At 50.7% G+C, this 19,935-nt stretch carries 15 protein-coding genes and 1 pseudogene; 10 read left to right on the top strand and 6 right to left on the bottom strand.

Annotation, left to right across the window (positions count from 1 at the left end; translation table 11 throughout):
- Position 1 precedes the first annotated feature (1 nt).
- A complete protein-coding gene (gene modC / locus HEN33_RS18310) occupies positions 2-1,060 on the top strand; it encodes a molybdenum ABC transporter ATP-binding protein ModC (protein WP_000891654.1) in 1,059 nt (352 codons plus the stop codon).
- On the opposite strand, the gene ybhA is transcribed toward modC, so the two are convergent.
- On the bottom strand, positions 1,061-1,879 hold the full coding sequence (ybhA, locus tag HEN33_RS18305) for a bifunctional pyridoxal phosphate/fructose-1,6-bisphosphate phosphatase (protein WP_032302725.1): 819 nt from the start codon (positions 1,877-1,879) through the stop codon (positions 1,061-1,063).
- A gap of 154 nt (positions 1,880-2,033) precedes the next feature.
- Here ybhA and pgl point away from each other — a divergent pair, with 154 nt between their 5' ends.
- Positions 2,034-3,029 (top strand): 6-phosphogluconolactonase, encoded by a 996-nt coding sequence (gene pgl, locus HEN33_RS18300; RefSeq protein ID WP_000815435.1) that lies wholly within the window; start codon positions 2,034-2,036, stop codon positions 3,027-3,029.
- Between the two features lie 40 nt (positions 3,030-3,069).
- Here pgl and HEN33_RS18295 read toward each other — a convergent pair whose 3' ends face one another.
- The gene (locus tag HEN33_RS18295; protein ID WP_000679972.1) at positions 3,070-4,023 is read right to left on the bottom strand and encodes a LysR family transcriptional regulator; all 954 of its coding nucleotides are present in this window, start codon (positions 4,021-4,023) and stop codon (positions 3,070-3,072) included.
- Between the two features lie 183 nt (positions 4,024-4,206).
- Here HEN33_RS18295 and HEN33_RS18290 point away from each other — a divergent pair, with 183 nt between their 5' ends.
- The 3 genes from HEN33_RS18290 (at position 4,207) to HEN33_RS18280 (ending at position 9,212) form a co-directional block, all read left to right on the top strand.
- Positions 4,207-5,259 (top strand): 4-oxalomesaconate tautomerase, encoded by a 1,053-nt coding sequence (locus tag HEN33_RS18290; RefSeq protein ID WP_000723652.1) that lies wholly within the window; start codon positions 4,207-4,209, stop codon positions 5,257-5,259.
- Positions 5,260-5,334: 75 nt separating this feature from the next.
- Positions 5,335-6,768, top strand: a complete 1,434-nt coding sequence (locus HEN33_RS18285; RefSeq protein ID WP_001036488.1) for an anion permease — start codon at positions 5,335-5,337, stop codon at positions 6,766-6,768.
- A gap of 182 nt (positions 6,769-6,950) precedes the next feature.
- Entirely contained in the window at positions 6,951-9,212 is a 2,262-nt protein-coding gene (locus HEN33_RS18280; protein WP_176262541.1) for a hydratase, read from the top strand.
- A 232-nt stretch (positions 9,213-9,444) separates the two neighbouring features.
- On the opposite strand, the gene HEN33_RS18275 is transcribed toward HEN33_RS18280, so the two are convergent.
- The 3 genes from HEN33_RS18275 to bioA all read right to left on the bottom strand — a co-directional run bounded on the left by HEN33_RS18275 (position 9,445) and on the right by bioA (position 12,704).
- The gene (locus HEN33_RS18275) at positions 9,445-10,728 is read right to left on the bottom strand and encodes a putative acyl-CoA thioester hydrolase (protein WP_001091544.1); all 1,284 of its coding nucleotides are present in this window, start codon (positions 10,726-10,728) and stop codon (positions 9,445-9,447) included.
- A gap of 151 nt (positions 10,729-10,879) precedes the next feature.
- Positions 10,880-11,356, bottom strand: a complete 477-nt coding sequence (locus tag HEN33_RS18270) for a kinase inhibitor (protein WP_176262540.1) — start codon at positions 11,354-11,356, stop codon at positions 10,880-10,882.
- Between the two features lie 58 nt (positions 11,357-11,414).
- Positions 11,415-12,704, bottom strand: coding sequence for an adenosylmethionine--8-amino-7-oxononanoate transaminase (bioA, locus tag HEN33_RS18265; RefSeq protein WP_176262539.1), 1,290 nt, complete (start codon positions 12,702-12,704; stop codon positions 11,415-11,417).
- An 86-nt stretch (positions 12,705-12,790) separates the two neighbouring features.
- Between bioA and bioB the strand changes: the two genes are divergently transcribed.
- The 5 genes from bioB (at position 12,791) to uvrB (ending at position 18,994) form a co-directional block, all read left to right on the top strand.
- Positions 12,791-13,831 carry a biotin synthase BioB gene (bioB, locus tag HEN33_RS18260; RefSeq protein ID WP_000951213.1) on the top strand — a complete coding sequence of 347 codons (1,041 nt, stop codon included), beginning with the start codon at positions 12,791-12,793 and terminating at the stop codon, positions 13,829-13,831.
- Positions 13,828-14,982 carry an 8-amino-7-oxononanoate synthase gene (gene bioF / locus HEN33_RS18255; protein WP_176262538.1) on the top strand — a complete coding sequence of 385 codons (1,155 nt, stop codon included), beginning with the start codon at positions 13,828-13,830 and terminating at the stop codon, positions 14,980-14,982. Before bioB ends, bioF begins: the two co-directional genes overlap by 4 nt.
- The gene (gene bioC / locus HEN33_RS18250; protein ID WP_000246780.1) at positions 14,969-15,724 is read left to right on the top strand and encodes a malonyl-ACP O-methyltransferase BioC; all 756 of its coding nucleotides are present in this window, start codon (positions 14,969-14,971) and stop codon (positions 15,722-15,724) included. The genes bioF and bioC overlap by 14 nt, the downstream gene beginning before the upstream one ends.
- Positions 15,717-16,394, top strand: coding sequence for a dethiobiotin synthase (bioD, locus tag HEN33_RS18245; RefSeq protein ID WP_000044827.1), 678 nt, complete (start codon positions 15,717-15,719; stop codon positions 16,392-16,394). Before bioC ends, bioD begins: the two co-directional genes overlap by 8 nt.
- A gap of 578 nt (positions 16,395-16,972) precedes the next feature.
- Positions 16,973-18,994 carry an excinuclease ABC subunit UvrB gene (uvrB, locus tag HEN33_RS18240; protein WP_176262537.1) on the top strand — a complete coding sequence of 674 codons (2,022 nt, stop codon included), beginning with the start codon at positions 16,973-16,975 and terminating at the stop codon, positions 18,992-18,994.
- A 158-nt stretch (positions 18,995-19,152) separates the two neighbouring features.
- On the opposite strand, the pseudogene HEN33_RS18235 reads toward uvrB, so the two are convergent.
- A pseudogene (locus HEN33_RS18235) lies at positions 19,153-19,935 on the bottom strand (hypothetical protein); the annotation flags it as partial.

Below are 19,935 nucleotides of genomic sequence, written 5' to 3'. Positions count from 1 at the left end.
CATGCTGGAACTGAATTTTTCCCAGACGTTGGGCAATCATTGCCTGGCCATTAATGAAACGCTGCCCGCCAATGGTATCACCGCTATCTTTGGTGTCTCCGGAGCTGGAAAAACCTCGCTGATTAATGCCATCAGTGGGCTGACACGTCCGCAAAAAGGGCGGATTGTCCTCAATGGTCGGGTACTAAATGACGCCGAAAAAGGGATCTGCCTTTCGCCAGAAAAGCGTCGCGTTGGTTATGTGTTTCAGGATGCGCGGCTGTTTCCGCATTACAAAGTACGTGGAAATCTGCGCTACGGCATGGCGAAAAGCATGGTCGATCAGTTCGATAAGCTGGTGGCGCTTTTAGGCATTGAACCGTTGCTTGACCGTTTACCGGGCAGCCTGTCCGGAGGCGAAAAACAGCGTGTGGCAATTGGCCGGGCATTGCTGACGGCACCGGAATTATTATTGCTGGATGAACCACTGGCCTCGCTGGATCTTCCGCGAAAACGCGAGCTATTGCCTTATCTGCAACGGTTGACGCGGGAAATCAACATTCCGATGCTCTATGTCAGCCATTCGCTGGATGAGATCCTCCATCTGGCAGACCGAGTGATGGTACTGGAAAATGGCCAGGTGAAAGCGTTCGGTGCGCTGGAAGAAGTCTGGGGCAGTAGCGTGATGAATCCATGGCTGCCGAAAGAGCAACAAAGCAGCATTCTGAAAGTAACGGTACTGGAACATCATCCGCGTTACGCGATGACCGCGCTGGCGCTGGGCGATCAGCATTTGTGGGTTAATAAGCTGGATGAACCGCTGCAAGCCGCGCTACGCATCCGCATCCAGGCTTCCGATGTTTCTCTGGTTTTACAACCGCCGCAACAAACCAGCATCCGCAATGTGCTGCGCGCCAAAGTCGTCAATAGCTATGACGACAACGGTCAGGTGGAAGTGGAATTGGAAGTCGGCGGTAAAACGCTGTGGGCGCGAATAAGCCCGTGGGCCAGGGATGAACTGGCGATCAAACCTGGCCTATGGCTATACGCGCAAATTAAAAGTGTCTCGATAACCGCCTGATTAAATCAGGTGGTTATAAATGAACTGGGCGATGCTGTCGGTGGTGTTATCACCAATCACAATGTTGGCACGCGCTTTTACTGCGTCATCAGCGTTGCCCATCGCCACGCCTGTACCAGCGGCTTCCAGCATACTGATATCATTAAAATTATCGCCGAATGCGACGACGTTTTCCATCGACCAGCCTTGCGCCTCAACCCATTTCGTCAGGCGTTTACCTTTGCTGTTACCACCGCGGGCAATATCAACCTGATCGTGCCAGGACCATTCACACTCTAGTCCCAATTCATGTTCAACATGCTTACCAAAATGCTGCAATTGCGGCAGGTCATCGTGTGTCAGGGCGAACTTCCATACTGCGTTAACTTCCTGCGCTGTCTCGGCCAGTGAAGCAACCTGGGTAAAGGTCGGACGCTGTTCCGGCGGCAGGGTTTGCGCCCAGTTAGACGTGCGAATGACATGCCCGGTCGGGTGCTCATAGACCATTGCATCATCCACATACATCAGACCGTGAATGTGGTGTTCATTCAGCATCTCAATGAGTTGCAGGGCTTTATTAACGGGCATTGGATCGGCTTCAAGCACTGTTTTTGCATGATAATCATACAAATAGGTGCCATTACAGCAAATAGCAGGTGTATCCAGCGCCAGCGCCTGATAAAAAGGATGAATAGCGACGTGATGGCGGCCCGTGACGATGATTAATTGATAGCCTGCTTCGCGAGCGCGGGCCAGGGCTTCTATCGATGAAGGAAGCAAGGTTTTTTTCGGGGTCAATAAGGTGCCGTCTAAGTCGAGTGCAATCACGCGTGTGGTCATGGCGTATTCCAGATTAAGGTTAAGAATTTTCGTCTGCGCGAATGGTACACCGATACCACTATCGGACAAAATTCTGCGTTTTAATTCAGCATTCACCGCCAAAAGCGACTAATTTTAGCTGTTACAGTCAGTTGCTAAATGCAAAGGAGCATTCATGAAGCAAACAGTTTATATCGCCAGCCCTGAGAGCCAGCAAATTCACGTCTGGAACCTGAATCATGAAGGCGCACTGACGCTGACGCAGGTTGTCGATGTGCCGGGGCAGGTGCAGCCGATGGTGGTCAGCCCGGACAAACGTTATCTCTATGTTGGTGTTCGCCCTGAGTTTCGCGTCCTGGCGTATCGTATCGCCCCGGACGATGGCGCACTGACCTTTGCCGCAGAGTCTGCGCTGCCGGGTAGCCCGACGCATATTTCCACCGATCACCAGGGGCAGTTTGTCTTTGTAGGTTCTTACAATGCGGGTAACGTGAGCGTAACGCGTCTGGAAGATGGCCTGCCAGTGGGCGTCGTCGATGTGGTCGAGGGGCTGGACGGTTGCCATTCTGCCAATATCTCACCGGACAACCGTACGTTGTGGGTTCCGGCATTAAAGCAGGATCGCATTTGCCTGTTTACGGTCAGCGATGATGGTCATCTGGTGGCGCAGGACCCTGCGGAAGTGACTACCGTTGAAGGGGCCGGCCCGCGTCATATGGTATTCCATCCAAACGAACAATATGCGTATTGCGTCAATGAGTTAAACAGCTCAGTGGATGTCTGGGAACTGAAAGATCCGCACGGCAATATCGAATGTGTCCAGACGCTGGATATGATGCCGGAAAACTTCTCCGACACCCGTTGGGCGGCTGATATTCATATCACCCCGGATGGGCGTCACTTATATGCCTGTGACCGTACTGCCAGCCTGATTACTGTCTTCAGCGTTTCGGAAGATGGCAGCGTGTTGAGTAAAGAGGGCTTCCAGCCAACGGAAACCCAGCCGCGCGGCTTTAATGTTGATCACAGCGGCAAGTATCTGATTGCCGCCGGGCAAAAATCTCACCACATCTCGGTATACGAAATTGTTGGCGAGCAGGGGCTACTGCATGAAAAAGGCCGCTATGCGGTCGGGCAGGGACCAATGTGGGTGGTGGTTAACGCACACTAACCGCTGATTTACCCGGCGCAGTCTCTCCTGCGCCGGTGTATTAACCTATCTCCTGTAACGCATGTCTCTGGCGTTCGACGATATTGGTCCACAAGTTGTCTTTATCGTCAGTCCACAAATTAATCAGCAAGGCAAAAAAGCGTTCTGCAGCCGGAGAAAGCACGGCATCTTTGCGGCGAATAATCCCCAATGTCCGACGTATAACCGGTTCCACCAGCGGGATACCAATAATCGAAGAATAGGGTGCATGGGGCATTGCCAGACCAGGAAGCGCCGAAATCCCCAGTCCCGCCTCCACCAGTCCTAATGACGTCGAAAGATGACGCACTTCGTAAAACCAGTCCAGCTTCCAGGGCTTGTCGGCCAGCTGTTGTTCTATCAAAAGTCGGTTGCCGCTGGAGGAGCGTACGCCAATCATTTTGTAACCCACTAACTCCTGCCATTCTACAAGCTGCTTTTTGGCCAATGGATGGTCACGCCGACAGGCCAGCACGAACGGCTCGTTGACCAGTGGGGTAAAATCAATGGATGAATTTGTGACGTTGTTCATGTTTATGCCAAAGTCTGATTCGTTACACAGCACCGATTCCATGCAATTATTCGTGCCTTGTTCCAGAATCCGCACTTTAATATTGGGATACAGCTCATTAAATTTACCGATTGCCAGTGGTAAAAAATAAAATACTGCAGTCGGAATACACGCTAACGTCACCATACCACGATGATAAGCATTCATATCACGAATATTAAAAAGCGTTTCATCGAATTTCTTTATTAATTCCCGCGCCTCCGGGAGCAACCTTTTTCCTGCTTTTGTTAACGTAACCTTGCGAGTTGTACGCTCAAATAGTTGAATATGTAAATCTTCTTCCATCTTTTTTATTCTTCGCGTTAATGCAGGTTGCGTAATATTGAGTAATTTAGCAGCATTGTTAAATGAACTGGACTCTGCCAGTATGACAAATGCCTTCATACTTGATAATTCATGCTTCATTATTACTCCGAAAAATGGATGCGACGATTTTGGATGACAGGCCGTTAAAAATTTTAACTGCATTTAGCCAACTTAAATTAATGAAAAAATGTTATTAATCGTTGAGCTAAAGTCATTAGAGATGCTTTGCCCTTAATGTAACCATATCGCAATAAGTTATGTTTTTAAATTGAGGGCATTATTATGAAAAAAATACCCTGCGTGATGATGCGAGGTGGAACCTCGAGGGGCGCGTTCCTGTTAGCGGAACATCTACCCGAAGATCAAACGCAGCGCGATAAAATATTGATGGCAATTATGGGTTCCGGTAACGATCTGGAAATTGACGGTATTGGCGGCGGTAATCCGCTGACCAGTAAAGTCGCCATTATTAGCCGTTCCAGCGATCCGCGTGCTGATGTCGATTATCTGTTTGCTCAAGTTATCGTCCATGAGCAACGTGTCGATACCACGCCTAACTGCGGCAATATGCTGTCTGGCGTTGGGGCATTCGCCATTGAAAATGGTTTGATTGCAGCGACTTCGCCAGTTACCCGCGTACGTATCCGCAACGTCAATACGGGTACGTTCATCGAAGCTGATGTGCAAACGCCAAATGGTGTTGTCGAGTACGAGGGTAGCGCCAGAATTGACGGCGTACCGGGTACTGCCGCACCAGTTGCGCTCACTTTCCTGAATGCCGCCGGAACGAAAACCGGAAAAGTCTTCCCGACTGATAATCAGATTGATTATTTTGACGATGTCCCGGTGACCTGTATCGATATGGCGATGCCAGTCGTCATTATTCCGGCTGAATATCTGGGAAAAACAGGCTATGAATTACCGGCGGAACTGGATGCCGACAAAGCATTATTAGCCCGCATTGAATCTATCCGTCTACAAGCGGGTAAAGCAATGGGCTTAGGCGATGTCAGTAATATGGTTATCCCTAAACCTGTGCTTATTTCTCCAGCGCAGAAAGGCGGGGCAATTAATGTGCGTTATTTTATGCCGCATTCTTGCCATCGCGCGCTGGCGATAACCGGTGCTATTGCTATTTCCAGTAGTTGTGCATTGGAAGGCACCGTCACCCGACAAATCGTCCCTTCTGTAGGATATGGCAATATCAATATTGAACATCCCAGTGGTGCACTCGACGTTCATTTAAGTAATGAAGGTCAGGATGCCACGACGTTACGCGCATCTGTTATTCGGACAACCAGAAAAATATTTTCCGGTGAAGTTTATCTTCCCTGAAAAATTTTGTTGTCGTGATAAGGACAAACAATAAAGGACTTCTGTATGAGTCATACAGAAAGAACAGGATTTTAAATGAATAAGAAATCGTTATGGAAGCTAATTCTGATATTAGCGATCCCATGTATTATTGGCTTTATGCCAGCTCCGGCAGGATTAAGCGAACTGGCGTGGGTGCTTTTTGGTATTTACCTGGCGGCCATTGTGGGGCTGGTTATCAAGCCTTTCCCGGAACCTGTCGTACTGTTAATTGCCGTTGCTGCCTCCATGGTGGTGGTCGGTAACTTATCCGACGGTGCGTTTAAGACCACCGCCGTATTAAGCGGTTACTCTTCAGGTACCACCTGGCTGGTGTTCTCGGCGTTTACCTTAAGCGCCGCATTTGTGACCACAGGGTTAGGTAAACGTATTGCCTATTTATTGATTGGCAAAATTGGTAGCACTACCCTGGGGCTGGGTTACGTTACGGTATTCCTCGATCTGGTACTGGCTCCGGCAACACCGTCTAACACCGCGCGTGCGGGCGGCATTGTGTTACCGATCATCAACAGCGTGGCGGTGGCTTTGGGGTCAGAACCTGAAAAAAGCCCACGTCGTGTTGGACATTACCTGATGATGTCCATTTACATGGTCACTAAAACCACCAGCTATATGTTCTTTACCGCAATGGCGGGGAACATTCTGGCGCTGAAAATGATCAACGACATTCTGCACCTGCAAATTAGCTGGGGTGGATGGGCACTGGCCGCTGGTTTACCGGGCATCATTATGCTGCTGGTCACTCCGCTGGTGATTTACACCATGTATCCGCCAGAAATTAAAAAGGTGGATAACAAAACTATCGCTAAAGCGGGCCTTGCCGAACTGGGCCCGATGAAAATTCGCGAAAAAATGCTGCTCGGTGTCTTTGTGCTGGCGCTGCTGGGCTGGATTTTCAGTAAAACGCTCGGGGTAGATGAATCCACTGTGGCAATCGTTGTTATGGCGACCATGCTGCTGCTGGGGATCGTTACCTGGGAAGACGTGGTGAAAAATAAAGGCGGCTGGAATACCTTAATCTGGTACGGCGGTATTATCGGCTTAAGCTCCTTATTATCGAAAGTTAAGTTCTTCGAATGGTTAGCTGAAGTCTTTAAAAATAACCTGGCATTTGACGGCCATGGTAACGTAGCTTTCTTCGTTATTATTTTCCTTAGCATCATCGTGCGTTATTTCTTTGCTTCCGGTAGTGCCTATATCGTTGCCATGTTACCGGTATTTGCCATGCTGGCGAACGTCTCCGGCGCACCGTTAATGTTAACTGCGCTGGCGCTGCTTTTCTCCAACTCCTATGGCGGCATGGTTACTCACTATGGCGGTGCGGCAGGTCCGGTCATCTTCGGCGTAGGCTATAACGATATTAAATCCTGGTGGTTGGTCGGTGCGGTACTGACGATATTAACCTTCCTGGTACATATCACCCTCGGCGTGTGGTGGTGGAATATGCTGATCGGCTGGAACATGCTGTAAATATACTCGTCATACTTCAAGTTGCATGTGCTGCGTCTGCGTTCGCTCACCCCAGTCACTTACTTATGTAAGCTCCTGGGGATTCACTCGCTTGCCGCCTTCCTGCAACTCGAATTATTTAGAGTATATCCATTTATTATCTTTCTGCGCACTTAACGGTGCGCAGATATCTGGAGCATTTGATGATCAAGTTATCTGAAAAAGGCGTGTTTCTCGCCAGTAATAACGAAATAATTGCCGAAGAACATTTCAGCGGCGAAATTAAAAAAGAAGAAGCCAAAAAAGGCACTATTGCCTGGTCTATTCTCTCTTCTCATAATACGTCCGGAAATATGGACAAACTTAAAATTAAGTTTGATTCATTAGCCTCTCACGATATTACCTTTGTTGGTATTGTACAGACCGCTAAAGCGTCCGGTATGGAACGTTTCCCGCTGCCGTATGTGCTGACCAACTGCCATAACTCACTCTGCGCCGTCGGCGGCACCATTAACGGTGATGACCATGTTTTTGGTTTATCGGCAGCGCAGCGTTATGGCGGTATTTTTGTGCCTCCACATATTGCGGTCATCCATCAATATATGCGTGAGATGATGGCAGGAGGCGGCAAAATGATCCTCGGGTCAGACAGCCACACCCGTTACGGTGCATTAGGGACAATGGCAGTCGGTGAGGGTGGCGGTGAGTTGGTAAAACAGCTGCTTAATGACACCTGGGATATCGACTATCCGGGAGTTGTTGCGGTGCATTTGACCGGAAAACCTGCGCCGTATGTGGGGCCGCAGGATGTGGCGCTGGCTATCATTGGTGCCGTGTTCAAAAACGGCTACGTCAAAAACAAAGTGATGGAGTTCGTCGGGCCCGGTGTTGCTGCGCTCTCTACCGATTTCCGTAACAGCGTTGACGTTATGACCACTGAAACGACCTGTTTAAGTTCTGTCTGGCAAACTGATGAAGAAGTCCATAACTGGCTGGCGCTGCACGGTCGCGGCCAGGATTACTGCCAGCTTAACCCTCAACCGATGGCGTACTACGATGGCTGCATCAGCGTTGATTTAAGCGCCATCAACCCAATGATTGCGCTGCCGTTCCACCCAAGCAACGTGTATGAAATCGACACGCTGAACCAGAACCTGACCGACATTCTGCGTGAGATTGAAATTGAGTCCGAACGCGTGGCGCACGGTAAAGCCAAACTCTCGCTGCTGGATAAAGTGGAAAATGGTCGCCTGAAAGTGCAGCAGGGGATTATCGCGGGCTGTTCTGGCGGTAACTACGAAAACGTCATCGCGGCGGCGAATGCACTGCGCGGTCAATCCTGTGGCAATGACACCTTCTCGCTGGCGGTTTATCCGTCATCACAGCCGGTGTTTATGGATTTAGCCAAAAAAGGCGTGGTAGCAGATTTGATTGGCGCAGGCGCAATCATCAGAACCGCGTTCTGCGGCCCATGCTTTGGCGCGGGCGACACGCCAATCAACAACGGTTTGAGTATTCGCCACACCACGCGTAACTTCCCGAATCGCGAAGGCTCTAAGCCAGCCAACGGTCAGATGTCAGCGGTGGCGTTGATGGATGCCCGTTCTATCGCTGCAACAGCCGCAAACGGTGGTTATTTAACCTCTGCAAGTGAATTGGACTGCTGGGACATCGTGCCGGAGTATGCCTTCGATGTCACGCCGTATAAAAATCGCGTCTATCAGGGCTTTGTGAAAGGGGCGACCCAGCAATCGCTGATCTACGGACCGAACATCAAAGACTGGCCGGAATTGGGGGCGCTGACTGACAATATCGTCCTCAAAGTGTGCTCGAAGATCCTCGACGAAGTGACCACCACCGACGAATTGATTCCTTCCGGTGAAACCTCTTCTTATCGTTCAAATCCGATTGGTCTGGCGGAGTTTACCCTGTCACGCCGCGATCCAGGTTATGTTGGCAGAAGTAAAGCGACTGCTGAGCTGGAAAATCAGCGTCTGGCGGGGAATGTCAGCGAGCTGACAGAGGTGTTTGCGCGCATTAAGCAGATTGCTGGTCAGGAGCATATTGATCCGCTGCAAACTGAAATTGGCAGCATGGTCTATGCGGTGAAACCAGGCGATGGTTCTGCGCGTGAGCAGGCGGCGAGCTGCCAGCGTGTGATTGGCGGTCTGGCGAATATTGCTGAGGAGTACGCGACTAAACGCTACCGTTCTAACGTCATCAACTGGGGAATGTTACCGCTGCAGATGGCGGAAGTACCGAACTTTGAAGTGGGCGATTACATTTACATCCCTGGCATTAAAATGGCGCTGGATAATCCAGGTACGACGTTTAAAGGTTATGTGATCCATGAAGATGCGCCGGTAACAGAGATTACGCTCTATATGGAAAGTCTGACTGCTGAAGAGCGCGAGATTATCAAAGCGGGTAGTTTGATTAACTTCAATAAAAATCGTCAGCTTTAAAAAGCGCCATGTAAATGTTGGTCGCATCCGGCACTTATTGTCGGATGCGATGCTGACGCATCTTATCCGACCTACAAATCGCATCGAACCGTAGGCCGGATAAGGCGTTTACGCCGCATCCGGCACTTATTGTCGGATGCGATGCTGACGTATCTTATCTGACCTACGAATCGCATCGAACTGTAGGCCGGATAAGGCGTTTACGCCGCATCCGGCAAAAAGTTAATCGCTTTTACTTCTTCGCCTCTGCAACCACTTTGCTACCCACGCCGCGGTTATTGTATTCCCACATGCGGTTGTAGTTAGTGTCATTTAGATTACGCTGTACTTCGTCGTTATCATCAACGTTGCCAGTATTACCCGCAAACGGACGATTGGAAATCACCGCATCGGCCCACGGTTTAGCCGTGTTAAAACCTTCGTTGATGGCGCTATCACGGATCACCACCTGACCGTTGGTATTGGCATCAACATCCAGCGAGCGGCCCAGTTGCGCCACGCCATCACCGGAAGCATTGAAGCGGCTGTTTACGGCGAGGAAACCGTAATAGATGTTAGACAGCGTAGCCGGTGCAAACACATACGCTTCTTGCTGAGTACGTGAGTTCACCACGCGGAATTCGGTATTATCGAACACCACTGCGCCGCGACCAGAAACGATATCCACATCCCCTTCAATGTAACTGTTGGTCACCAGAGTACGCGGCTGACGGTTGGTTTCCAGACGGTTTTGCACACCACTGTTGGTGACAAAGAATGTATTCTGACGACCGAGAATGTTGACGTTATTGATCTGCACTTTGTCGCCATCAGTACGCAGTGCCACCGCCGGATGGTTACCCGCATCTACGCTATCACCCAGCGTGTTTTCGATGGTCAGGTTTTGCAGTTGCAGGCCATTGTTTTGTGACCAGAAGACCGCAGAGCAGAGAACGCCGATACTGTCGCTGCGTTTGCTCTGGCAGCTATCGTACATATACCACGCTGGTTTACCTGGCATATATTTGCCGCGCGGGTTGACGTCGTGACGCCAGTCGGCAGGGCTCATGCCCCCATCAAGGGAAAGCCCAATCTTCACATCAATCGGTTTTTCACCTGTACCGTACAGAGTAATTCCACCCGGAGCGGCAGGGACATACACCGTTCCCTGATATTCACCAGGCATCACGGCAATATACTGGCGCTTGTTGGTGCGCTTGATAATTGCCGCATCTACCGCCGCCTGAATCGTGGTATGCGTTACACCCGGAGTACCCGCCGGGCCGACAACAAAGTCAGGTTGCGCAGGCAGGGTAATCGGGGAAGGATTCCACGCTGCCGCACCTGGTGTCAGGGATGCAAAATAGTGTTGAGCATCGAAATTCTGCGCTTCTTTTGCCGACAGAATCGGGCGAGAAGAGGTACCAGGCGCGGTTTGATCAGAAGGACGTTGATCGGGCGGTGTTGAGCTACAGGCGGTCAGCGTCACGCCAAAAGCCAATGCCAGCGCCAGACGGGAAACTGAAAATGTGTTCACAGGTTGCTCCGGGCTATGAAATAGAAAAATGAATCCGTTGAAGCCTGCTTTTTTATACTAACTTGAGCGAAACGGGAAGGTAAAAAGACAAAAAGTTGTTTTTAATACCTTTAAGTGATACCAGATGGCATTGCGCCATCTGGCAGAGTGATTAACTAAACATCGCAGTAATCGAGGCGCTTGCCAGAGAGTGGAAATGAACGTTAAACCCGACCATCGCGCCGCTGGCACCTTCATCGACATCAATACGTTCTACATCCAGCGCGTGAACGGTAAAAATGTAGCGATGGGTTTCGCCTTTCGGCGGCGCTGCGCCATCGTATCCGGTTTTACCAAAGTCGGTACGCGTCTGCAAAACGCCGTCTGGCATTGCTACCAGACCAGATCCAAACCCTTGCGGTAATACGCGGGTATCAGCGGGTAAATTAACAACTACCCAGTGCCACCAGCCGGAGCCGGTTGGCGCATCCGGGTCGTAGCAGGTGACGACAAAACTTTTCGTTCCCGCAGGAACATCATCCCACGCCAGATGCGGTGAAATATTATCGCCATCGTAACCCATGCCGTTAAGGACATGACGATGCGGCAATTTATCGCCATCGCGCAGATCATTACTGATGAGTTTCATGAACCCTCCTTTCTAGTTTGCAGAAAGTGTAGCCAGAAACCCTCACGCTGACTTCCCGTTATTGGCAAAAAAATGTTTCATCCTGTACCGCGCGGTTAACCGCTGTGGTCAGGCGCAGCAACTGTTGCGGGCTAATAATATAGGGCGGCATCAGGTAAATCAGTTTGCCAAATGGTCGTATCCAGACATCCTGTTCGACAAAGAATTTTTGCAGCGCTGCCATATTCACCGGACGAGTGGTTTCGACCACGCCAATCGCTCCCAGCACGCGCACATCGGCAACCATTTCGGCGTCACGGGCAGGAGCCAGTTGCTCGCGTAGCTGTACTTCAATAGCCGCCACCTGTTGCTGCCAACCGCCAGATTCGAGAATCGCCAGGCTGGCGTTTGCTGCCGCGCAGGCCAGTGGATTGCCCATAAAGGTTGGCCCATGCATAAAGCAGCCAGCTTCACCGTTACTGATGGTTTCCGCAACCTCGCGCGTGGTGAGCGTGGCGGAAAGGGTCATCGTGCCGCCGGTTAAGGCTTTACCGAGGCACAAAATGTCCGGCGCGATCCCCGCATGTTCGCAGGCAAACAGTTTGCCGGTACGACCAAAACCGGTGGCTATCTCGTCCGCAATCAGCAAGATACCTTCACGATCGCACATTTTGCGGATTCGTTTTAACCATTCCGGATGGTAGATGCGCATTCCGCCAGCGCCCTGAACAATCGGTTCAATGATCACCGCCGCGATTTCATGACGATGCGCCGCCATCAGACGTGCGAAGCCCACCATATCGCGTTCATCCCATTCGCCATCCATGCGGCTTTGCGGCGCGGGAGCAAACAGGTTTTCTGGCAGATAGCCTTTCCACAGGCTGTGCATTGAGTTGTCTGGATCGCACACCGACATCGCGCCAAAGGTATCGCCATGATAACCATTGCGGAAGGTCAGAAAACGCTGGCGCGCTTCGCCTTTGGCTTGCCAGTACTGCAACGCCATTTTCATCGCCACTTCCACCGCTACGGAGCCGGAGTCCGCGAGAAAAACGCATTCCAGCGGTTGCGGCGTCATTGCCACCAGTTTGCGGCATAGCTCGATGGCCGGCGCATGGGTGATACCGCCAAACATCACATGCGACATGGCATCAATTTGCGACTTCATTGCCGCATTGAGCTGCGGGTGATTGTAGCCGTGGATTGCCGCCCACCAGGACGACATACCGTCAATCAGGCGTCTGCCGTCAGACAAAATCAGCTCGCAACCTTCGGCGCTCGCCACCGGATAAACCGGTAGCGGGGAGGTCATGGATGTGTATGGGTGCCAGATATGGCGTTGGTCAAAGGCAAGATCGTCCGTTGTCATAATCGACTTGTAAACCAAATTGAAAAGATTTAGGTTTACAAGTCTACACCGAATTAACAACAAAAAACATGTTTTGGAGAAGCCCCATGGCTCACCGCCCACGCTGGACATTGTCGCAAGTCACAGAATTATTTGAAAAACCGTTGCTGGATCTGCTGTTTGAAGCGCAGCAGGTGCATCGTCAGCATTTCGATCCTCGTCAGGTCCAGGTCAGCACTTTGCTGTCGATTAAAACCGGAGCTTGTCCGGAAGATTGCAAATACTGCCCGCAAAGCTCGCGCTATAAAACCGGGCTGGAAGCCGAGCGGTTGATGGAAGTTGAACAGGTGCTGGAGTCGGCGCGAAAAGCGAAAGCGGCGGGATCGACACGTTTCTGTATGGGCGCGGCGTGGAAGAATCCCCACGAACGCGACATGCCGTACCTGGAACAGATGGTGCAGGGGGTAAAAGCGATGGGCCTGGAGGCGTGTATGACGCTGGGCACGTTGAGTGAATCTCAGGCGCAGCGCCTTGCGAATGCCGGGCTGGATTACTACAACCACAACCTCGACACCTCGCCGGAGTTTTACGGCAATATCATCACCACACGCACTTATCAGGAACGTCTCGACACGCTGGAAAAAGTGCGTGATGCCGGGATCAAAGTCTGTTCAGGTGGCATTGTAGGTTTAGGCGAAACGGTAAAAGATCGCGCTGGATTATTGCTGCAACTGGCAAACCTGCCGACGCCGCCGGAAAGCGTACCAATCAACATGCTGGTGAAGGTGAAAGGCACTCCACTGGCAGATAACGATGATGTCGATGCCTTTGATTTTATTCGCACCATTGCCGTAGCGCGGATCATGATGCCGACCTCATACGTGCGCCTTTCTGCCGGACGCGAGCAGATGAATGAACAGACTCAGGCGATGTGCTTTATGGCTGGCGCAAACTCGATTTTCTATGGTTGCAAATTGCTGACCACACCGAATCCGGAAGAAGATAAAGACCTGCAACTGTTCCGCAAACTGGGGTTAAATCCGCAGCAAACCGCCGTGCTGGCGGGCGATAACGAACAACAGCAACGTCTTGAACAGGCGCTGATGACCCCGGACACTGACGAATATTACAACGCGGCAGCACTATGAGCTGGCAGGAGAAAATCAACGCGGCGCTCGATGCGCGGCGTGCTGCCGATGCCCTGCGTCGCCGTTATCCGGTGGCGCAAGGGGCCGGACGCTGGCTGGTGGCGGATGATCGCCAGTATCTGAACTTTTCCAGCAATGATTACCTCGGCTTAAGCCATCATCCGGACATCATTCGTGCATGGAAGCAGGGTGCGGAGCAATTTGGCGTCGGTAGCGGCGGTTCCGGTCACGTCAGCGGTTATAGCGTGGCGCATCAGGCGCTGGAAGAAGAACTGGCCGAGTGGCTGGGCTATTCGCAGGCACTGCTGTTTATCTCTGGTTTTGCCGCTAACCAGGCAGTCATTACCGCGATGACGGCGAAAGAGGACCGTATTGTTGCCGATCGGCTGAGTCACGCCTCATTGCTGGAAGCTGCCAGTTTAAGCCCGTCGCAGCTTCGCCGTTTTACCCATAACGATGTCGCTCATCTGGCGCGACTGCTTGCTTCCCCCTGTCCGGGGCAGCAACTGGTGGTGACAGAAGGCGTGTTCAGCATGGACGGCGATAGTGCGCCACTGGCGGAAATCCAGCAGGTAACGCAACAGCACAATGGCTGGTTGATGGTCGATGATGCCCACGGCACGGGTGTTATCGGTGAACAGGGGCGCGGCAACTGCTGGCTGCAAAAGGTAAAACCAGAATTGCTGGTGGTGACTTTTGGCAAAGGATTTGGCGTCAGCGGGGCAGCGGTGCTTTGCTCCGATACGGTGGCGGATTATCTACTGCAATTTGCCCGCCATCTTATTTACAGCACCAGTATGCCGCCCGCTCAGGCGCAGGCATTACGTGCGTCGCTGGCGGTCATTCGCTGTGATGAGGGTGATGCACGGCGCGAAAAACTGGCGGCACTCATTACGCGTTTTCGTGCCGGAGTACAGGATTTGCCGTTTACGCTTGCTGATTCATACAGCGCCATCCAGCCATTGATCGTCGGTGATAACAGCCGTGCGTTACAACTGGCAGAAAAACTGCGCCAGCAAGGCTGCTGGGTCACGGCGATTCGCCCGCCAACCGTACCCGCTGGTACTGCGCGACTGCGCTTAACGCTAACCGCCGCGCATGAAATGCAGGATATCGACCGTCTGCTGGAGGTGCTGCATGGCAACGGTTAATAAACAAGCCATTGCTGCGGCATTTGGTCGGGCAGCCGCACATTATGAGCAACATGCGGATCTACAGCGCCAGAGTGCTGACGTCTTACTGGCAATGCTCCCACAGCGTAAATACACCCACGTGCTGGACGCGGGTTGTGGACCAGGCTGGATGAGTCGCCACTGGCGGGAACGTCACGCGCAGGTGACAGCGTTAGATCTCTCGCCGCCAATGCTTGTTCAGGCACGCCAGAAGGATGCCGCAGACCATTATCTGGCGGGAGATATCGAATCCCTGCCGTTAGCGACTGCAACCTTCGATCTTGCATGGAGCAATCTCGCGGTGCAGTGGTGCGGTAATTTATCCACGGCACTTCGCGAGCTGTATCGCGTGGTGCGCCCCGGAGGCGTGGTCGCGTTTACCACGCTGGTGCAGGGATCGCTCCCTGAATTGCATCAGGCGTGGCAGGCGGTGGACGAGCGCCCGCATGCTAATCGCTTTTTACCGCCAGATGAAATCGAACAGTCGCTGAACAGCGTGCATTATCAACATCATATTCAGCCCATCACGCTGTGGTTTGCTGATGCGCTCAGTGCCATGCGTTCGCTGAAAGGCATCGGTGCCACGCATCTTCATGAAGGGCGCTACCCACGAATATTAACGCGTTCGCAGTTGCAGCGATTGCAACTGGCCTGGCCGCAACAACAGGGGCGATATCCTCTGACGTATCATCTTTTTTTGGGAGTGATTGCTCGTGAGTAAACGTTATTTTGTCACCGGAACGGATACCGAAGTGGGGAAAACTGTCGCCAGTTGTGCACTTTTACAAGCCGCGAAGGCAGCAGGTTATCGGACGGCAGGTTATAAACCGGTCGCCTCTGGCAGCGAAAAGACCCCGGACGGCTTACGTAATAGTGACGCGCTGGCGTTACAGCACAACGGCAGCCTGCAGCTGGATTACGCAACGGTAAATCCTTACACCTTCGCAGAACCCACTTCACCGCACATCATCAGCGCGCAAGAGGGCAGGCCGATAGAATCATTGGTAATGAGCGCCGGATTACGCGCGCTTGAACAACAGGCTGACTGGGTGTTAGTGGAAGGTGCTGGCGGCTGGTTTACGCCGCTTTCTGACACTTTCACTTTTGCGGATTGGGTAACACAGGAACAACTGCCGGTGATACTGGTAGTTGGTGTGAAACTCGGCTGTATTAATCACGCGATGTTGACGGCACAGGCAATACAACACGCCGGACTGACTCTGGCGGGTTGGGTGGCGAATGATGTCACGCCTCCTGGAAAACGTCACGCTGAATATATGACCACGCTCACCCGCATGATTCCCGCGCCGCTGCTGGGCGAAATTCCCTGGCTTGCAGAAAATCCAGAAAATGCGGCAACCGGAAAGTACATAAACCTTGCCTTGTTGTAGCCATCCTGTATTTGGTTAAATTGCGAGCGAGATCGCGTCTTCGGTTGACTGCAATTTAACCAATTAAATTCTAAAATAATCACGAAAAAAATTTTACTTCCGCATCATGTGGTGAATGTGGGAATTGCCCAGGCGGCGGGGGATAGGGGCTGCAGACAGTTATCCACTATTCCTGTGGATAACCATGTGTATTAGAGTTAGAAAACACGAGGCAAGCGAGAGAATACGCGGCTTGCACGCGAATTGGCGTTAAAGACGGCTCAAAGAAATATCTTTTATTTTTTAACTGGTTAGATAATTGCAATGGCAGTCACTGAAGAGGCATCTCTTGCCATAAAACTGTCATCACTCATCTTGACAAATGTTAAAAAAGCCGTTGCTTTGGGGATAACCCGGTAAGGCCGGAGTTTTATCTCGCCACAGAGTAAATTTTGCTCATGATTGACAGCGGAGTTTACGCTGTAACAGAAATATTATGGTGGGTAACTGTTTTTTTATCCAGTATAATTTGTTGGCATAATTAAGTACGACGAGTAAAATTACATACCTGCCCGCCCAACTCCTTCAGGTAGCGACTCATGAGTAAACCGTTCAAACTGAATTCCGCTTTTAAACCTTCTGGCGATCAGCCAGAGGCGATTCGACGTCTCGAAGAGGGGCTGGAAGATGGCCTGGCGCACCAGACGTTACTCGGTGTAACTGGCTCCGGGAAAACCTTCACCATTGCCAATGTCATTGCTGACCTTCAGCGCCCAACCATGGTACTGGCGCCCAACAAAACGCTGGCGGCCCAGCTGTACGGCGAAATGAAAGAGTTCTTCCCGGAAAACGCGGTGGAATATTTCGTCTCCTACTACGACTATTATCAGCCGGAAGCCTATGTACCGAGTTCCGACACCTTCATTGAGAAAGATGCCTCGGTAAACGAACATATCGAGCAGATGCGTTTGTCCGCCACCAAAGCGATGCTGGAGCGGCGTGATGTGGTTGTGGTGGCATCGGTTTCCGCGATTTATGGTCTGGGCGATCCTGATTTATATCTCAAGATGATGCTCCATCTTACGGTCGGTATGATTATCGATCAGCGCGCGATCCTGCGTCGACTGGCGGAGCTGCAATACACCCGGAATGATCAAGCCTTCCAGCGTGGCACTTTCCGCGTTCGTGGCGAGGTGATTGATATCTTCCCGGCAGAATCGGATGACATTGCACTTCGCGTGGAGCTGTTTGATGAGGAAGTTGAACGATTGTCGTTATTTGACCCGCTAACCGGGCAGATTGTTTCTACTATTCCACGTTTTACCATCTACCCGAAAACGCACTACGTCACGCCGCGCGAGCGCATCGTACAGGCGATGGAAGAGATCAAAGAAGAACTGGCCGCCAGACGCAAAGTGCTGTTAGAGAACAACAAACTTCTGGAAGAGCAGCGGCTGACTCAGCGAACCCAGTTTGACCTGGAGATGATGAACGAACTGGGATATTGCTCGGGCATTGAAAACTACTCACGCTTCCTCTCCGGCCGTGGACCAGGTGAGCCACCGCCGACGCTGTTTGATTACCTGCCTGCCGATGGGTTGCTGGTCGTCGATGAATCTCACGTCACCATTCCACAAATTGGCGGTATGTATCGCGGTGACCGGGCGCGTAAAGAGACGCTGGTGGAGTACGGTTTCCGCCTACCATCAGCGCTGGATAACCGTCCGCTGAAGTTTGAAGAGTTCGAAGCATTAGCGCCACAAACCATCTATGTTTCGGCGACGCCGGGTAATTACGAGCTGGAAAAATCCGGTGGTGATGTGGTGGATCAGGTCGTACGTCCAACCGGATTGCTTGATCCGATTATCGAAGTGCGACCGGTGGCAACACAGGTTGATGATCTTCTTTCGGAGATTCGCCAGCGAGCGGCAATTAACGAACGCGTGCTGGTCACAACATTGACTAAGCGGATGGCGGAAGATCTTACGGAATATCTCGAAGAACACGGCGAGCGTGTGCGTTATCTTCACTCAGATATCGATACCGTCGAGCGCATGGAAATCATCCGCGACTTGCGTCTGGGTGAGTTCGACGTGCTGGTAGGGATCAACTTACTGCGCGAAGGTCTGGATATGCCGGAAGTTTCGCTGGTGGCGATCCTCGACGCCGACAAAGAAGGCTTCCTGCGTTCTGAACGTTCGTTGATCCAGACCATTGGTCGTGCGGCACGTAACGTTAACGGTAAAGCGATTCTCTACGGCGATAAGATCACCCCATCAATGGCGAAAGCGATTGGCGAAACCGAACGTCGCCGCGAGAAACAGCAACGCTACAACGAAGAGCACGGCATTACGCCACAAGGATTAAACAAGAAAGTGGTCGATATCCTGGCGCTGGGGCAGAACATTGCCAAAACCAAAGCGAAGGGCAGAGGAAAATCACGACCGATTGTTGAGCCGGATAATGTGCCGATGGATATGTCGCCGAAGGCGTTGCAGCAGAAAATCCATGAACTGGAAGGGCTGATGATGCAACACGCGCAAAATCTGGAGTTCGAAGAAGCGGTGCAAATTCGTGACCAGTTGCATCAGCTACGTGAGTTGTTCATTGCGGCTTCGTGATGTTGGAGATGGGAAAATGCTCGGTTTCGCTTGTTATGTTCAAAAGCAGTTAACATGCATAGTGCAGTTACACTGGTGAAAAAGGAAGCGTACCAGAGTTGCAAGCGGCTCTGGTACGTTGATGTGCTAAACTAAAACTCATTACTTATTTACGTTATTCATAAAATTTGGCATGTTTTGAATGGTTGCGTTAATACAGAAAGATTTCTTTTTGTTCTCTGGGAAGTAGGATTTTCTGTATTTATTTTCTCTATGACGTCAATCAAGGCATTTGATATCTTAATATTTCCATTGTTAAATGCATATTTGATAAAGCTAAAATATTTATCATGGTCAGTGAGAATTAAATATGGTTTTCTTTTGTACATATCAGTAAGCTCGTTTAAATATTCTAATACGGTTTTATTCACATGCTCGATTGTTAACTCAGGCAATGCAAGTATTAATCTTGTTTCAAAGTCTTGAGTTTTGAAATTACATAATGGAAGACGTTTAATCAAATGGCTAAATAGATTTATTTTATTGATGCTTTCGGTATTCTGGTTTATTAAATAAAGTATGGTGTTGTAATAACTCACTCGTCCTTCGAATGTGCTGAAATCAATCATTTCTCGAAAAAGTTCATCGAAAATGAAAACGTTTTCTGGCGATACTCTGTACAGTTCACTAAGCATTTGAAATGTCAACCCATCTAAAGGTATTCTAAGTTGATACTCTGGTTCACCAGGAACTCTTAACTTATAATAATCACATAATCTGTTTACTTTAGTATCCTGAAATAATTTTAAAAGAAAGGTTGAGTAATCTGAAAGATTAATTCCGGAGAGGCAGTATGCATGACCCAATTTAGTTATGAATTGAAATTTATCTTCAATGTCAGGAATGTTTGTAACTAAATTTAATAGTTCAGTTAATTGTTTTGGCATATCTTCTTTATAGGC

This window comes from Escherichia sp. 94.0001, assembly GCF_013369155.2.
Lineage (GTDB): Bacteria > Pseudomonadota > Gammaproteobacteria > Enterobacterales > Enterobacteriaceae > Escherichia > Escherichia coli_F.
Note: the sequence above shows the minus strand (reverse complement) of the source record. Positions and strands in the feature narration are given on the sequence as shown.

Bases quoted from the DNA above. Each gene is read 5' to 3' on its own strand.
- HEN33_RS18285 (WP_001036488.1), top strand. From the start codon at position 5,335: ATGAATAAGAAATCGTTATGGAAGCTAATTCTGATATTAGCGATCCCA.
- modC (WP_000891654.1), top strand. From the start codon at position 2: ATGCTGGAACTGAATTTTTCCCAGACGTTGGGCAATCATTGCCTGGCC.
- bioB (WP_000951213.1), top strand. From the start codon at position 12,791: ATGGCTCACCGCCCACGCTGGACATTGTCGCAAGTCACAGAATTATTT.
- bioF (WP_176262538.1), top strand. From the start codon at position 13,828: ATGAGCTGGCAGGAGAAAATCAACGCGGCGCTCGATGCGCGGCGTGCT.
- HEN33_RS18270 (WP_176262540.1), bottom strand. From the start codon at position 11,356: ATGAAACTCATCAGTAATGATCTGCGCGATGGCGATAAATTGCCGCAT.
- HEN33_RS18280 (WP_176262541.1), top strand. From the start codon at position 6,951: ATGATCAAGTTATCTGAAAAAGGCGTGTTTCTCGCCAGTAATAACGAA.
- HEN33_RS18290 (WP_000723652.1), top strand. From the start codon at position 4,207: ATGAAAAAAATACCCTGCGTGATGATGCGAGGTGGAACCTCGAGGGGC.
- bioA (WP_176262539.1), bottom strand. From the start codon at position 12,704: ATGACAACGGACGATCTTGCCTTTGACCAACGCCATATCTGGCACCCA.
- ybhA (WP_032302725.1), bottom strand. From the start codon at position 1,879: ATGACCACACGCGTGATTGCACTCGACTTAGACGGCACCTTATTGACC.
- pgl (WP_000815435.1), top strand. From the start codon at position 2,034: ATGAAGCAAACAGTTTATATCGCCAGCCCTGAGAGCCAGCAAATTCAC.
- uvrB (WP_176262537.1), top strand. From the start codon at position 16,973: ATGAGTAAACCGTTCAAACTGAATTCCGCTTTTAAACCTTCTGGCGAT.
- bioC (WP_000246780.1), top strand. From the start codon at position 14,969: ATGGCAACGGTTAATAAACAAGCCATTGCTGCGGCATTTGGTCGGGCA.
- HEN33_RS18295 (WP_000679972.1), bottom strand. From the start codon at position 4,023: ATGAAGCATGAATTATCAAGTATGAAGGCATTTGTCATACTGGCAGAG.